The sequence below is a fragment of the Shewanella sp. SM101 genome, from assembly GCF_025654465.1.
GTDB lineage: Bacteria > Pseudomonadota > Gammaproteobacteria > Enterobacterales > Shewanellaceae > Shewanella > Shewanella oncorhynchi.
The window spans coordinates 1-14341 of the sequence record NZ_JAKKRH010000073.1 but is presented as its reverse complement, the minus strand read 5'-3'; the positions used below and the strand labels follow the sequence as shown (position 1 = coordinate 14341).

At 43.8% G+C, this 14341-nt stretch carries 15 protein-coding genes and 1 pseudogene; 9 read left to right on the top strand and 7 right to left on the bottom strand.

Annotated features, from left to right (window positions below; translation table 11 throughout):
- Nucleotides 1-230, top strand: a pseudogene (locus tag L5M38_RS22775) (IS4 family transposase); the annotation flags it as partial.
- Here L5M38_RS22775 and L5M38_RS22770 read toward each other — a convergent pair.
- From L5M38_RS22770 to yjjX, 3 genes are all read right to left on the bottom strand, one after another.
- Entirely contained in the window at nucleotides 225-863 is a 639-nt protein-coding gene (locus L5M38_RS22770) for an ankyrin repeat domain-containing protein (RefSeq protein ID WP_263180410.1), read from the bottom strand. The pseudogene L5M38_RS22775 and the gene L5M38_RS22770 sit on opposite strands and share 6 nt — an antisense overlap.
- Before the next feature lie 241 nt (nucleotides 864-1104).
- Complete coding sequence (locus L5M38_RS22765; RefSeq protein WP_263139518.1) at nucleotides 1105-2154, bottom strand: bifunctional helix-turn-helix transcriptional regulator/GNAT family N-acetyltransferase; 1050 nt, start codon at nucleotides 2152-2154, stop codon at nucleotides 1105-1107.
- Between the two features lie 4 nt (nucleotides 2155-2158).
- Nucleotides 2159-2719: an inosine/xanthosine triphosphatase gene (gene yjjX, locus L5M38_RS22760; RefSeq protein WP_263180409.1), complete on the bottom strand. Its 561-nt coding sequence runs from the start codon at nucleotides 2717-2719 to the stop codon at nucleotides 2159-2161.
- Between the two features lie 258 nt (nucleotides 2720-2977).
- On the opposite strand from yjjX, the gene L5M38_RS22755 reads away from it, so the two are divergent.
- Together L5M38_RS22755 and L5M38_RS22750 are read left to right on the top strand one after the other, a co-directional pair.
- The gene (locus L5M38_RS22755) at nucleotides 2978-5542 is read left to right on the top strand and encodes an acylase (RefSeq protein WP_263180408.1); all 2565 of its coding nucleotides are present in this window, start codon (nucleotides 2978-2980) and stop codon (nucleotides 5540-5542) included.
- 451 nt (nucleotides 5543-5993) lie between these two features.
- Complete coding sequence (locus tag L5M38_RS22750; RefSeq protein WP_028761640.1) at nucleotides 5994-7289, top strand: aromatic amino acid transport family protein; 1296 nt, start codon at nucleotides 5994-5996, stop codon at nucleotides 7287-7289.
- Nucleotides 7290-7398: 109 nt separating this feature from the next.
- On the opposite strand, the gene L5M38_RS22745 is transcribed toward L5M38_RS22750, so the two are convergent.
- Nucleotides 7399-7842: a GNAT family N-acetyltransferase gene (locus L5M38_RS22745; protein ID WP_105250107.1), complete on the bottom strand. Its 444-nt coding sequence runs from the start codon at nucleotides 7840-7842 to the stop codon at nucleotides 7399-7401.
- Between the two features lie 213 nt (nucleotides 7843-8055).
- On the opposite strand from L5M38_RS22745, the gene L5M38_RS22740 reads away from it, so the two are divergent.
- Both L5M38_RS22740 and L5M38_RS22735 read left to right on the top strand, forming a co-directional pair.
- Nucleotides 8056-8352, top strand: coding sequence for a hypothetical protein (locus L5M38_RS22740; protein WP_113939800.1), 297 nt, complete (start codon nucleotides 8056-8058; stop codon nucleotides 8350-8352).
- Nucleotides 8353-8561: 209 nt separating this feature from the next.
- A complete protein-coding gene (locus tag L5M38_RS22735; protein ID WP_263180407.1) occupies nucleotides 8562-9896 on the top strand; it encodes a dicarboxylate/amino acid:cation symporter in 1335 nt (444 codons plus the stop codon).
- Between the two features lie 71 nt (nucleotides 9897-9967).
- On the opposite strand, the gene L5M38_RS22730 is transcribed toward L5M38_RS22735, so the two are convergent.
- On the bottom strand, nucleotides 9968-10384 hold the full coding sequence (locus L5M38_RS22730; RefSeq protein ID WP_113939802.1) for an META domain-containing protein: 417 nt from the start codon (nucleotides 10382-10384) through the stop codon (nucleotides 9968-9970).
- Nucleotides 10385-10455: 71 nt separating this feature from the next.
- On the opposite strand from L5M38_RS22730, the gene L5M38_RS22725 reads away from it, so the two are divergent.
- Nucleotides 10456-10686 carry a hypothetical protein gene (locus L5M38_RS22725; protein ID WP_028759411.1) on the top strand — a complete coding sequence of 77 codons (231 nt, stop codon included), beginning with the start codon at nucleotides 10456-10458 and terminating at the stop codon, nucleotides 10684-10686.
- A 36-nt stretch (nucleotides 10687-10722) separates the two neighbouring features.
- Here the strand turns inward: L5M38_RS22725 and L5M38_RS22720 are convergent, their stop codons facing one another.
- The gene (locus L5M38_RS22720; protein WP_263145254.1) at nucleotides 10723-11739 is read right to left on the bottom strand and encodes a GGDEF domain-containing protein; all 1017 of its coding nucleotides are present in this window, start codon (nucleotides 11737-11739) and stop codon (nucleotides 10723-10725) included.
- Nucleotides 11740-11907: 168 nt separating this feature from the next.
- On the opposite strand from L5M38_RS22720, the gene L5M38_RS22715 reads away from it, so the two are divergent.
- Together L5M38_RS22715 and L5M38_RS22710 are read left to right on the top strand one after the other, a co-directional pair.
- Nucleotides 11908-12450, top strand: coding sequence for a GNAT family N-acetyltransferase (locus tag L5M38_RS22715; protein ID WP_263145251.1), 543 nt, complete (start codon nucleotides 11908-11910; stop codon nucleotides 12448-12450).
- An 80-nt stretch (nucleotides 12451-12530) separates the two neighbouring features.
- A complete protein-coding gene (locus L5M38_RS22710) occupies nucleotides 12531-12881 on the top strand; it encodes a hypothetical protein (RefSeq protein WP_131525100.1) in 351 nt (116 codons plus the stop codon).
- 261 nt (nucleotides 12882-13142) lie between these two features.
- Here the strand turns inward: L5M38_RS22710 and L5M38_RS22705 are convergent, their stop codons facing one another.
- Entirely contained in the window at nucleotides 13143-14027 is an 885-nt protein-coding gene (locus L5M38_RS22705) for a hypothetical protein (protein ID WP_263180405.1), read from the bottom strand.
- A 160-nt stretch (nucleotides 14028-14187) separates the two neighbouring features.
- On the opposite strand from L5M38_RS22705, the gene L5M38_RS24625 reads away from it, so the two are divergent.
- A partial coding sequence (locus tag L5M38_RS24625) for a transposase DNA-binding-containing protein (RefSeq protein WP_411569315.1) occupies nucleotides 14188-14341 on the top strand: 154 nt, incomplete at its 3' end.

Sequence of the window (14341 nt, the reverse complement as noted above, 5' to 3'; positions counted from 1 at the left end):
AATGGCGAGTACTGATGGCGCTCTACAAGCCAAGGGCGCACAAAGGCAAAGAGGCACCAAATATGAAGTGGGCCTATCAGTCTCTGGCGAAATTAGGCGGCTTTAATGATAGCAAGCGCACGGGAATGGCTAGCTGGACCACGATTTGGGAAGGATGGGATGATCTTCAGGCTCAAGTAAAGGGCTATCGATTAGCCAAAGCCCTTTTTGAAGCCGGAAAAACGCTATGAGATCTGATCAAGAGACAGGAATCCGCTCGAGGAAATAATATTTTCAATTAGACTTAATTTACCTATTTCTAATGGGATGTCTTTATTAATGATATGCAGGAATAGATCTTTACTTCGTTCATCATATAATATTTCTAGCGGGTGGTTTACTTCACCATTGGTCCAAAAGCTCACCGGTTTATTGATGTCTAACTTAGCTGTAAGTAGAAGATCGATCATATCTCTACGTTGATGATCCTGATAGATATACTGCGGATTAGGATGAAATAGATAGTTGAGCCAGCAATTATTGTATTGATTTTGAAAGTAAAGGTTGGCATCAGAGTCTAGGTATAGGGTAACGAGTTCAGGGTTGTTATATTCAATAGCCGAATGCAAAGCACTGAAACCATTACATTCGATTTTAGCGCCTTTGCTGAGCAAGTATTTTATAAGCACTAAATCGGACTGAGGACTGCAAGATAGTGGAACTAATATATTGCAGGGTGAAACATTGAGATCAATAAAGTTGAGATCTCCACTATCGGCAAGAAATTGATCAACTTTCTTTATTTTAGCCGAGGTCGAAAGCGTGTTATCTAGGCACACTTCCCGAAGTGTGAGTTTCTTATCACTAAAAATCCAACTGAGCATAATGTTCCCTATTTAATGCCGTTAACAAAATGGTATCAAACACCTTTCAATTTATTAAAGATTGAGTGAGGTAAAATTGCCATATTTTAATGCATTTAAGTTAAGAAAAACTATGCCCTAAGACTGATAATTAAAATGATCCTGTTTGAATAACATTTTTTGATACAAATTGATAATGCCAAACAAGTTGCATGATGACATGTTTGGCATTGTTACTTTGATTGGAATTCTGCTTTATATCCTATTGATTAAGATCTAGCAGCATCGGCATTTCGCAGGCGTCGTGGCCTGTGTTCCCTAGGGGAGCCGACAGATGTACAAAGCCTAATTTCTCATAGAGTTTTACGGCTTCATTTAGTACAGCGGTGGTTTCTAAATAGCAGCTTTGATAACCCGTTTCGCGGGCGAAATCGAGTGCCATTAACGCTACGCGTTTTGCGAGTCCTTTGCCGCGGATTTCTGGCATAAAGTACATTTTTTGTAGTTCGCAGACGCCATCATTGTTAGCTAAAGGCGCAATACCGGCGCCGCCTAAAATGCGGCCCTCTAATTCAATAATCCAATAGTTGGCGCCCGCTTGGGAGTAAATCTGGCTTAGGCAATCTAAGGTCGGGTCCGCCACACTATAGCCTTTATCTGCGGTTAAGCCGTATTCGGCCGAAACATCGCGGATGACTTTGGCAATTGCGGCATCATCTTGGGCTGTGGCTTGGCGAATGTGACAACCACTTTGCTGCTTGGCGTTATGTACGGCTTGGTTATATAACACGAGGGCCTCTTCGATTTGTGAAGTTTGCAATGGAGTCAGTTGGGCTAAGATCCCTTGGAATAATTGATTTTGCTGAGTATCCAATTTAACTAGTAATTTCTTACCCGCAGGTGTCAGTTGCACAACTAAGCAGCGACTGTCCCGTGGGTGCACCTGACTCTGGGCAAGATGTTTATCGATCAAATGCTTGATAGCGCGGCTCGCATTGGACTTATCAATGCTGAGTTTGCTTGCAAGCTCTTTGATGGTCAGGGGCTGTTTGCCTATCTCAAACAGAGCATGGGCTTGCACGGGCGAAAGGGGTAAATCCCCAAATGCGGCGTTGAGCATGCCTAAATTTCTCACCAGATAGCGAGACAAATGCCTGAGTTGGGCGGATGAGCCTGACTCAGTCGTTTGCTTAGTTTGAGTCACAGGCTTCGCGGGATCTTGAGCCAATGGTGCGTCTGTTTGAGCCATAGTCGAATAGGTTTGGTTGCATGTCACAACTAAGTTAGCGGGCTTTAATTCCTCTTGCAACATATTACTAACAATCTACTGTGTAAATATCAGGATTCAATATTGGCGCCATGGCGAGAATAATCGCCTGGGTGTAATTACTTTCACGGGTCGCATGGCCGTGGGTGAGTAAACCTATGGCACCGCCTTTTTGCTTAATATTGATTGTATTGAACAACCTATCCATGACATCCCCGAGTTCTTCTCCCGCTTCTAATGCCCGATAAACTTGCATTGGTAAAGGTAAAATTGCACTGCGGCCAATGGCAAGCTGGTCTTTATGGCCAATAGCGATATAGGCGAATGTGGCTGGGCCAAAGTCGAAACAATCGACACCGCCTTCCATCGCAAAATAGTAGTCGGCTTTAGTCTCTTGCGGGTCCTGCTGTTGACAATAGCGCACCCGATTGATCGCCCCTTGGCGAGTGTCGAGATCTGTCATTGGCTGCGCCGCAACACCTGAAGGCGCATCCATGCCGCAGGCTTCTATAATGCTGTCAGGGAACAGTTGTGCCATGGCATTAGTTGCCGCGTTGATTTTTACAGGGTTTTTAGAACCCACTTTTATCTTAATAATGTTTTGTTGCATATAAGTTATTTATTTTGGATTTTAATGTGGACGCTTGTTTGAATCATTGCTTAAATGGTCTGAGGTGTCTAAGCGTTTGGGTTTTCTATTCTGCCACAGTCGTCGGCGAAGCTCAGTAAAAAAGCCAACAGTAGGGGAGGCAATAGCCAGCCTTAGGGACTAGGAAGCGACATGCAACTATTGCTCCTTCAGTAATTTGGGCTGGAATAGGCAGTAAGGCTATGTCATTGAAGGAACCAAAACCAAGAGATAATAATAATGAAATTCAACAAACTCGTGATTGCTATGGGAATGGCCTGCGGTGTAATACTGACCGGCTGTAACGATAGCGAAGATAGCACTACGCCTACCGAACCTGAAACTCAACTGCAAGCTTTTGCCCCCAATGGTTTACTCAAAGCCAGTATTCGCCGTACTACCTATGGCGTGCCGCATATCCAAGCAGACAACTTAGAAAGTTTAGGTTTTGGTAGTGGTTATGCGCAGGCACAGGACAACTTATGTGTATTAGCCGATGGTTTTATCAAGGCGAACTCACAGCGTTCTATGTACTTTGGTCCCCATGCGTCGATTGACTTCACTACGGGTCAACCTACGGCGGAAGATAACGGTAACCTTATCTCAGATTTTGCCTATAAAGCGTTAAAGATCAGAGCGCAAGCCGAAGAAAAATGGCCGAAATTTAGTGAAAACTCTCGGGCACTTATCCAAGGTTTTACCTCTGGTTATAACCAATATCTTGCTGATGTCGAAGCGGGCACACAAACGGCAGAACCTTTCTGTGGCGGTCAGCCTTGGGTGAAACCCATAGTGCCAGAAGATGTGGTGACTTATTTGTTTTCTATCGCCTTATTACCGGGCGCAGCTAACTTTCTCGATCTGATTTTTTACGCTAACCCAGGAGATGCACAGGAATACATGCCGCGTATCGTTGGGCCCGCGCCTAGCCAAGACCAAACTGCGTTTGTGGCCGATATGCAGTCTAAGTTGATTGCCCGCGCGGCTCGTATCACGACACCAGAAACCAATCCCCGCGATTTAGGTTCAAATGGTTGGGGTTTAGGCAAGGATAAAACCGAAAATGGTAAGGGCATGGTGCTAGGTAATCCGCATTTCCCGCATACGGGTAACCTGCGTTTTTGGCAATCCCATATTACGATCCCAGGGCATTTAGATATGATGGGCGGCTCGTTAGTGGGTATGCCTGGACCGATTAATATTGGTTTCAATAAAGATCTCGCTTGGACTCATACCTTCTCTACCGCTGAGCATTTTGTGATGTATAACCTTGAGTTAGTCTCGGGTGATCGGATGCAGTATTTGTTTGATGGTAAACCTATGCCGATCACCAAAGAGACAGTATCGGTTCTAGTGAATGCAGGTCCTGCGGGCATGCTGGTCGCCGAGAAAGATATTTATACTACGGCCAAAGGCCCTATGGTCGAAGCTCCTCCTGCTTTAGCGCCTTTTGGTTGGGATGATGGCAGTGCCTTTATGATCCAAGATGCCAATATGGGGACTATGGACCCTGTTGACCATTGGTTAGCCATGAACATGGCGACGAACAAAGAAGAGTTCCAACAGGCATTTAAGGACTACGATGGTGTCATCTTCAATAACACTATGTACGCCGATAAAGAGGGCAATGCTTTTTATATCGACGACTCAACTGTGCCAGGATTATCTGAATCGGCAGTTGTGTTGTTAAAAACCTCACCGGATATTAAAGCGGCTAAGGCAAAAGCCGGATTTACGATTTTACCCGGTAACACTTCGTTGTTTAGCTTCGATGGTCCTACGCCCTATGAGCGTGCGCCCAAGCTTGAGCGCAGCGACTTTGTGCAAAACTCCAATGACTCCTTTTGGTCGACTAACTTGAATGAACCGCTGACTTACTTCTCGCCTATGTACGGCGCAGAGGCTGGACAGCTATCACTGCGGACACGGATGGGCTTGAGTTTAATGCAGGATGCCGCGGGGGCTGATGGCAAGTTCAGCTTGGAAGAACTCGAAGCGGCTGTGCTGTCGAATCGCAGTTATCTCGCCGAGTTAGTGCTGCCTGACTTGATTGCCCAGTGTGATGCCCAAGGCAGTACACCTGTGGTGGTGTCGGCGAGTTTATCTAAGGATATCTCTTCGGCTTGTGCGGCTTTAAAGGCGTGGAACGGTAAGCAAGATAACGACAGTAAAGGTGGTGCTTTACTACGTGAATTTGCCCATCTATTCAGCCAAACAACCATGTTGACCCAAGGATTCGATCCCGCTAATGCGGCAACGGCACCTAAAACCTTGACTACGGATGGCAGTGCCTTAAAGGCCTTGGCTCACAGTGCGCTTAACCTTGAGGCCGCAGGCTTTGCCTTAGATGCGCCATTGGGGGATGTGCAATTTGTAGAGAAATCGCTGCCAGATGGAACGCCAAGCGGGTCGCGTTTACCTTGGCCGGGTAGCCATAATGCTGAAGGTGGATTCAACGTGTTTTCAACCAGTTTGTCGGGTGATGACACTTTGATCCCGCAACACAAATACGCTGCTGTGATGGATGTGGTCACTGGTAAGGCGATGAGTTCTGGCTTAACGGCGAAAGGATACCAAGTGCGTTACGGGTCAAGTTGGATGATGGCGGTGAACTTTACCGACGAGGGGCCTGTGGCGCGGGGGATTTTAACTTACTCTGAGTCGAGTAATATCTTAACGCCTGCGTTTGCCGATCAAAGTATCTTGTACTCGAGTGCTAAAAGCTTCCGTCCTTTGTTGTTCAAAGAGGCTGACATAGCCCCAGCTGTAGTGTCGACAACTGAGCTGACACTACAAAAACCATAAGTTAGATTTTGCGCTTTAATCGTTAGCGGCTCACTTCGGAGTTGAATCCGGATGAGCCGTTTTTTATGCGTGTTTACGACTGATAGCGATTTGTAAAAATTTAACATTAACGACTGTGATCTTGATCTACCTTAGACGTGAGTATGCTGTGACGCGTCTTGTTTTGTTGATTTTTGTGACACATGTCCGGTTAGCTGTTTTTCTCGGCGCTTATGCAATGTCACTGGATTTGGCTTGAGGTGAATATCTTGTATTTTTAAGTGGCTTTTTATGTATATGTTTTGATGCTGCATTGAAAACTTATTACATTAAATCAGCGATCTAGATCTCAATATCAGTTTATTATGAAATTCCCTTACATAAAGCCGTGTCAGATCAACTTTTATGGGCTTTTTTTGGTTATCCTTAGCGCGAATTTATTATGCTAGTCACACCGTAAGGTAACTTTTATATGCAAAAAGATGCGACCAGTGTTCTTGGAACACCTCAAAGCACACAGAATCTAGATTCAACGAAACACTTACCTTGGACTCGCCAAGACACGACTTGGATGTTGAGTTTGTTCGGCACTGCCGTTGGCGCTGGAATTTTATTTTTACCTATCAATGCGGGCATGGGCGGCTTTTGGCCTCTTGTGTTAATGGCAGTGATCATTGGTCCTATGACCTATCTTGCCCACCGTGGCTTATCTCGTTTTGTTTGTTCATCAAGCATTCCTGGTAGCGACATTACTCAAGTAGTTGAAGAGCATTTTGGTGTTGGTGCGGGTAAAGCCATTACCGTACTGTATTTCTTTGCTATCTACCCGATTGTATTAATTTACGGTGTGGGTATTACCAACACTGTTGATAGCTTTATCGTCAATCAGTTAGGCATGGCATCGCCACCACGCTTCATTCTATCGGGTGTATTGATCCTCGGTATGATGGCTGTAATGGTCGCAGGTGAGAAATTCATGCTCAAAGTGACACAACTTCTGGTGTATCCGCTGGTGGGTATTTTGGCCTTTATGTCTATCTACCTGATCCCTGAATGGAAAATGGATGCTTTACTCGTTGTACCAGAAGCGGGTGCATTTTTAGGCACAGTTTGGTTAACGATTCCAGTTTTAGTGTTTGCCTTTAACCATTCTCCAGCGATTTCACAGTTTTCTGTGTCATTGAAACGTGACCATGGCGCGAATGCTTCTCGCAAAGCTGATGTTATTTTACGTAATACTTCCATGATGTTAGTGGGCTTTGTGATGTTGTTTGTGTTCTCTTGTGTGCTGTCATTATCGCCAGCACAATTGGCCGAAGCGAAAGCTCAGAATCTGCCGATTTTGTCTTATCTCGCCAACGTGCATTCAAGTGGTTTTGTGAGCTACTTTGGTCCATTAATCGCCTTTATCGCGATTGTGTCTTCTTTCTTTGGCCATTACATGGGCGCGACAGAAGGCATGAAGGGGATTATTGTTAAGCAGTTAGACACGAATAAAAAAGGCATTTCAGAGCAAAAAATCAACAAATTTATTCTGGTGTTTATGTTTGTGACGATTTGGGCCGTGGCAATCAAAAACCCAAGTATTTTGAATATGATTGAAGCTTTAGGTGGCCCAATTATCGCGGCTATCCTGTACTTGATGCCTATGTACGCTGTATACAAAGTGCCAGCATTAAAAGCGCACCGTGGTCGCATCAGCAATATCTTCGTGGTTATAGCGGGTTTATTGGCAATGACGGCTATTCTGTTTGGCTTCTTTCGTTAAGTTTTAATCTTAGTAGGAACGCGGTTTGAATGTGAATCGTGAGTCGTAAAAAGAAAAGGATCGGGCCATTGGCCCGATCCTTTTTTATTACGTATAACATTTGAATCGCTTATTTTTCTTCGTACATTAAGTAGTAACTCTGCTTCATCCCTAACGCTTGATAGGTCTGCTGTGCGGCGAGATTTTCTTGCTCGACATATAAACGGAAGCTGGCGGCACCACCATTGGCTTCGGCCAGTTGTTTGACTTCGCTGTAGAGTTTGGCATAGATGCCTTGGCGACGATTTTTCGGGCGAATATACACACTCTGGATCCAGTAATAATCCTTCGCACGCCAATCGCTCCATTCAAATGTCACCATGAGTGAGCCGACTAGCTCACCTGCGATTTCAGCGACCAGGTAAAACCCTTTTTGCGGGCTCTCAAGTAGCGTGCCCACACCTCGAGTCAGTGTCGCTTCATCTAAGGCTAGGCCTTCGGTTTCTTGGGCCATGGCCTGATTAAACTGCACTAAGGCGATTAGGTCTTGAGCCTTAGCTTTACGAATCAACATACTACAACTCCTAGGCGGTTATTTGGCAATACCGCTCTTGTTTAGTAAACAACATTTTGTGGTTCACTTTATCATGGAACGACAAGGGATAACGAGTTTGGCAGTGGCAGGTTAGGCACTGATATTATTTATTACTGTGGATATTTGTACGACTAAAGTCTTATCTTCTAGGCTTATCTTTAGTGTCCTTTCGCTGAACTAAGTGAGTTAATGATGGGATTTATTAAGTCTACTCGCCGCTATAAACTTAAAATTTTACCCGTCTATGATATTGCTGCTGATGAACAGATAAATCATCGTCTGCATTTTATTTTAACGCTGTTGAGCTTCGGTTTATGGGGTTTAGTTTGGTGGTGGTTGGTCTTAAAAGCTAACGGTAAGTCCGACTTTATTTTCAGTGGTTTTGATGACGATTATTGGAGTTATTTGATTGAGCGTGAGCAACCGCCTGCGTCGCTTTATCGTCAGCAAATAGCACCAAAAAAAGTCACAGAATATTTTGATGCTTAAGCAGAAAAACTAACATCTCGGCGGCCAATTTAACAAAGTTGGTTTGGTTAATATTACTGATTTTAAGGCGGTTTAGCTCAACGTGACCCAGATCATCTCTCGATTAAAACCCCTCTGCTAGACTCGGCGATTGCCCCATTTAGACTGAGAAACTAGCGCGCTAGTTTTGGTCTTTGCCCCATCATAGTTTCGAATTCAAGGTTATCAATATGACAAAACAAAAGTCGTCAGCATTAGGCCGTGTTTGGTCTCGCTGGATGTCAGTGCCGCTGTGGCTGCAAATTGTTATCGGTATGGTGCTAGGTATTTTAGTGGGCATCATCTTCGGCGAGCAAGCGACTCACTTAAAGCCGATAGGCACCTTGTTTGTTAATGCCATTAAGATGCTGATTGTGCCATTGGTGTTTTGCTCACTGATTGTGGGCGTCACTTCGATGCAAGATACGAACAAGATGGGGCGTATTGGTTTTAAATCTTTTGCGTTTTATCTCTTTACCACGGCTATCGCGATCACTATCGGTTTAATTGTCGGTTATGTTCTTCAACCCGGTGCTGGTTTAGGTTTGTCATTGGCAGAAGGCGCGACTCAAACTGCCAAAGAAATACCTTCTTTAGTCGATACTTTGATCGACATAGTGCCGACGAACCCTATTGCGGCTTTAGCAAGCGGGCAAATTTTGCAAGTTATAGTATTTGCGATTGTTTTAGGTATCGCCTTAGTGCTGATTGGCGAGCATGGCAAACCTGCAATTAAAGTGTTCGAAAGTTTAGCTGAGGCCATGTATAAAATGGCCGACATGGTGATGAAGCTCGCACCCTACGGTGTATTTGGGCTAATGGCTTGGGTAGCGGGGGAGTATGGGATTGATATGCTTTGGCCACTGATCAAAGTTATTATTGCTGTGTATCTTGGCTGTATTATTCATGTGCTTGGATTCTATAGTTTTTTACTGCGCGGATTTGCAAAGTTAAGCCCGCTGCAGTTTTTTAAAGGGATTAGCAATGCCATGTTAGTGGCGTTTACCACATCGAGCTCTGCGGGCACGCTCCCTGTGAGTATGAAGTGTGCGAGTGAAAATTTGGGGGTTCATAAGAAAATCTCTAGCTTCGTATTACCGCTAGGCACAACAATCAATATGGATGGCACAGCATTATACCAAGGGGTCACAGTGCTGTTTGTGGCACAGGCGTTTGGTATCGACCTGACTGTCGTCGATTATCTCACCATTATTTTAACGGCGACGTTGGCCTCTATTGGTACTGCGGGTGTGCCCGGTGCGGGTTTAGTGATGTTGACTTTAGTACTCACAACCGTAGGGCTTCCCTTAGAAGGGGTGGCATTGATTGCGGGAATTGACCGTATTTTAGATATGGTGCGTACTGTGGTAAACGTCTCTGGTGACTTAGTGACGACGACTGTCATTGCAAAGTCTGAAGATGAGTTGGATATGGCGCATTATAATGCCGACATAGATCAAAGCGCCGTAATAGCCGAACAGAATATCGCCCTCGAAATTGCAGCGGCTAAGAGTGTCAAAGCATAGGGAGCTTTTATTGCTAGTTCGTTAACTAAAAAACCGCCATTGGCGGTTTTTTATGCTGACAAGTTTTATGGTTACTTCATTTGGCTTAACACTAACACTGGCTTGTCGTCGCTGTTAAGTAAGGTAAGTCGGCCTTGCACTAATTTTGCTTTGGTAACTAATGGCATAGCTTGCATCACTTTGTGCTCTTGCTGCATTAGGGCATCCACGCAGGCTTTCATTGTGCTACCGGCAGGAGATAGCTTAAGCTCTTCGCCTTGCTGAGTATATTGACCGAAAAAGTTATTGCAGCTGTTGTTGCCATGTAATTTACCTTCGGCCTCAAAGGTAATTTGCGCTGGGCTGTAATCGATAGTCGGTTGGCCTTGAACCATTTCAATGTGCCAGCGGCCTTCTAATGGAATAGTATCATTTGGTGCTATATCGGCACTTTGGCAGGCGGTGATGCCTAAGAGTAATGCACCTAAAATGAATGTTTGTTTTAACATCGTTGCGGTTCCTTTTTCCATGATTATGGCCATAGTGTGACAAGTTTTTCGTAAGATCTAAAGGGGTTTATATGACAGGCTCATTTAAAAGTACTCTGAATTTGTTGAAGTTTTTACATTGGTTAGGTGTATTGATGCTAGTTTGTGGACTTGGGTTTTATATGTTGACGCAATGGAGTCTAGAGATAAGCGGCATGTTATTGATCTCAAGTCTGATTGGTTTAGGGTTGGTCTTAATGTCGCCCTATCCTGTGGTGCTGTTTATCCAATGGGCGAAGCGCCAAGATGAGCATTCCAAGTAATTTTGTACTGTCTAATTAAGTCTAAATTTCATTAAATCAAAGCTCTGCCGAATCTGCGGCGGGATTATCGTACAAGCTTGAGTCAATGGCGGGTTCTACTGGCGTGTCTGCGGCTTGGGATACAGGTGGGCGCATTGAATCGAGTTTGCCCCGCGCGAGTTCCATCATAGGTGCAAGTTTGGCGCTGGATTCTGGGGTAAAAAAACTGTAGCTCACATCGAGTTTTAGCTGATGGTTTTGTTGTTCTAGCTGCTTTTCTACTCGCTTCATAATATGTAGAACATCCCGTTCACCATCCACAAAAGCAAGTACCACAAATTGAGTGCTGTTGTAATGGGCGGCAACGTCAGCGGTTCTTATCGTATCTTGGATTAACTTGCCTAACAGTCTGTGGTGATTATTTTCGAGTGGTATTGGAGTGTTATCCGTGCTCAGTAATTCAAAGAAGATGATACCTGCATGGGCGCCAAAGCGGCGGCCTAAATTGAGCTGTCTTGGCGCCATCATCAAAAAACCATAATGATTGAGCATGCCGGTTTCTTGGTCGCGCATCGAAAGGGATTCAATTCTATGGTTCTGGCAAAGCAGAGATAATTCCTGTTGCAGCAATATCTGAAACGGTTCGAGCATAGCGGCATTGACTAGTGGTTCTGTTATATGCGGGTTGAGTACACACAGGGCACCAAATTGGCTACCATCCGGCCAAGCGATAGGACGTGAGAGAATATGCTGAATACCATCAAAATCCCTTGGTAAATCCTCTAACATAAAGCTGCCGAGGTTTTGATATAAACCATCAGGTTGGCTGTTTTGTATCTGTTTGAAGAGTTCGAGTGCTGGGGGATATAAAGTGCCTGCGGTAAATTGCGGTGTTTCAGTGATTGAACTGACGATGATTTCAAACCCTGCACTGATTTTTTGGAATATGAAAACCGTGTTGGCGTTGTAATAGCTTTTGATGAGCTCACATTGGTGCATCCAGCGTGTGAGATTGACTTGTTGATTATCGGTATCAAGTAAACTCAAGTTGGGATTAATGGTTTCTGGCAACATACAAACGCCTAACTATGGCTAAATATCCATTAAGTTTGGGAAATAAAAGGATATTTAGCAAATCAAAGCCCTAAATATTGCCTTGTTCTTGCTGTGCCTATTAACCCAACCGAGTATACTGGCGGGCTGAAATTGGGCCCAAAGCCGAAATAATGCTGTGAGAACACTGTGAAAATTAGACTAGCCTTACCTCAAGATGTTGATTTATTAGCGATGCTAGAGAAAAAACATCTTAATGATGAATTAGCTTCCGCCAGTATGGGGTTACAAGGGCAAGCTTTTTCCCACAGTGAATTGAGCGAATTAGTGCAGCACCATTGGATTGTAGTGGCGCAGGTTGAGCAGCAGATCGTCGGTTACGTGATTGCAGGCCGTTGGGTTTTTTTCGAACATTGGCCCATTTACCGCACTTTGTTGAATCGTTTGGGGCAACTCGATTGGGATGGACCTAAATTAACTAAGGTCAATTCTTGCCAATACGGGCCGATATGGGTGCAGCAAGCCTACCGTGGGCAAGGGATTTTCGAGGCATTAGTCCATGAAATTCGTCGCCAAGTTGCTCCGCATTTTAGCTATATGTTGACCTTTATTGCTGAAGATAATGAACGTTCCTTTGCCGCTCACTCGGGTAAAGCGCACATGCAGGTTGTGGATTTTTTCACCGTTTCGGCAAGAGATTATTATTTAATGGCGGCAAAGACCCAAGCTTAGTTGTTCGATGATAGAAATTAAGGATTCAATCTCTACTGTGTAAATAACCCGAGTTCAGGTTAAATAACGGAGATAAATACATGAATGTACAATTTGTTGAGTCACTATTAACGGCCTATGCCGAAGTCAATTTATCGGCTTGGGACAACTTGAGATTGGTCCTATCTGAGTGCGCTCACCATGAATGTGAGGCGAGGGGATTTGAAGTCGAGTTTATCTCCGATTCAGGGCAAGTGCAGCATTATTGGGTACAAGTGGGGAATATTTGGCTCGATTGTGGTCGAACCAATGCCTATTCGACGGTGATTACGCGACTGACCGATAAGGAACTTAGCCGTGTAAACTCCAAAAGCGCGTTAGAATGCGCTATTTTATCCCAAGAGCAGATCGGTCTACTCTGCATGCAAAATGCCCATTTCGATCATTGTTAAATTCATACTTGACCTTCAGGTCGCCACTAAAGGTGAACAGGTTTTCAGCGGCTTGTCTTGGATTGCTACTTTTAACATTCCCCCCAAAGAAGTCAGTGGCAAGTCTATGTTTGCTGACGACATAATTAAAATACATAGAATCACTGCCAATTAACTCAATATAAAATTGACGTGAGATTGTACTAAAATAAGGTTTAGTATTTACAACTTTAAATATAAAAGCCTAGTTAACACTAGGCACAAACACGTTTTAATTCATTTTCAGTAAAATTTTTTTTCCGTTGGAATGAATTGTTCAACATCCGTGACTGGTAATAGGTCTAAGCTATTTTTGGCATGTTTTCGTAGTTTATTTTCGTTTGCCTCAGTTGCAATATTTTGTAATATTGACCTGTAGCGTGAGTTATTGCTTTTGGCTAACACTTTACAAAGCCAAGAAACTGCATCGATCACGTAGGGATCTTCATTCTTTTTCTCAGTCCAGATTTTTTCAGCAAATAAATCTAGCACCTCTATTTTGATATGATCTTGTTGATAATAGCCTTTGGCTAAACTCTGTAATGTTGCTCCTGTGCTGTTTAACTGCATTTTTATTGATGATATATCATCTGACCATTCAATGTTTGGGGTCACTCGTTCGATAAAGAGAGCTGCTGACTTTTGTGCACTGAACTGGATACTTCCAAGGCCTTCATACTGATAGGTTACGCTAGGTGGTTTTTCTATCAGGAAATTTCCACCATATTTGGTAACCTTGTCCGGCTTGCCTAGTTTTGAAACAACCAAGTTTTCACTTTCTCCGCTAGCCAATTTGAGGAATAATTCTTTTTTTGAAAGTTCTATCTTTTTGGGTTGAAGACCTGAGTCAATTATTGAAACATGAGATAGGCCTCTTTTCTCAATAACTTTTGATACAACATTTCCGTTAATATCCTCTATCCATACCGCAGAGTAATCTTCACTTAAACTCCCATTAATAAGATATTTTTCGTTTTTCTTCGGTGTAAAATTAACTTCTCCCTCAATGATATAGTTTGAGGCTGAGCTAAAAATATATCCGATTGGAGCGGAGTGATGGACTTGGCCGATGAGATATAAGTTTATGGGTTTGATTGGAATTGATCTTGATGCTCCCATTGCAATCAATTGCGAGCCTTTTCCATTAGAAGCCGCTGAATGTAGTGGTCAAGTAAAATTGGCCACGGTTTTAGAGCTGTCTCTTCTACACAAATAATTAGTAAAAAAACGGAACTCTCTTGACTGCCGATGATCTGATCATGCAAATTCATTTACTTCACCATTTTCCATGTCAATTTTTAACCCGAGCCAATGGGCAGCCGATCACTTTCATCATGCTGAGCTAGGTGATAAACGAAGAGCGGCAAGGTTAACCGTCGTTGCTGAACATATGGCGGTTGGCAGCGGCAAATCGGTTGCCAGATCATGTAATGGTGAAGATG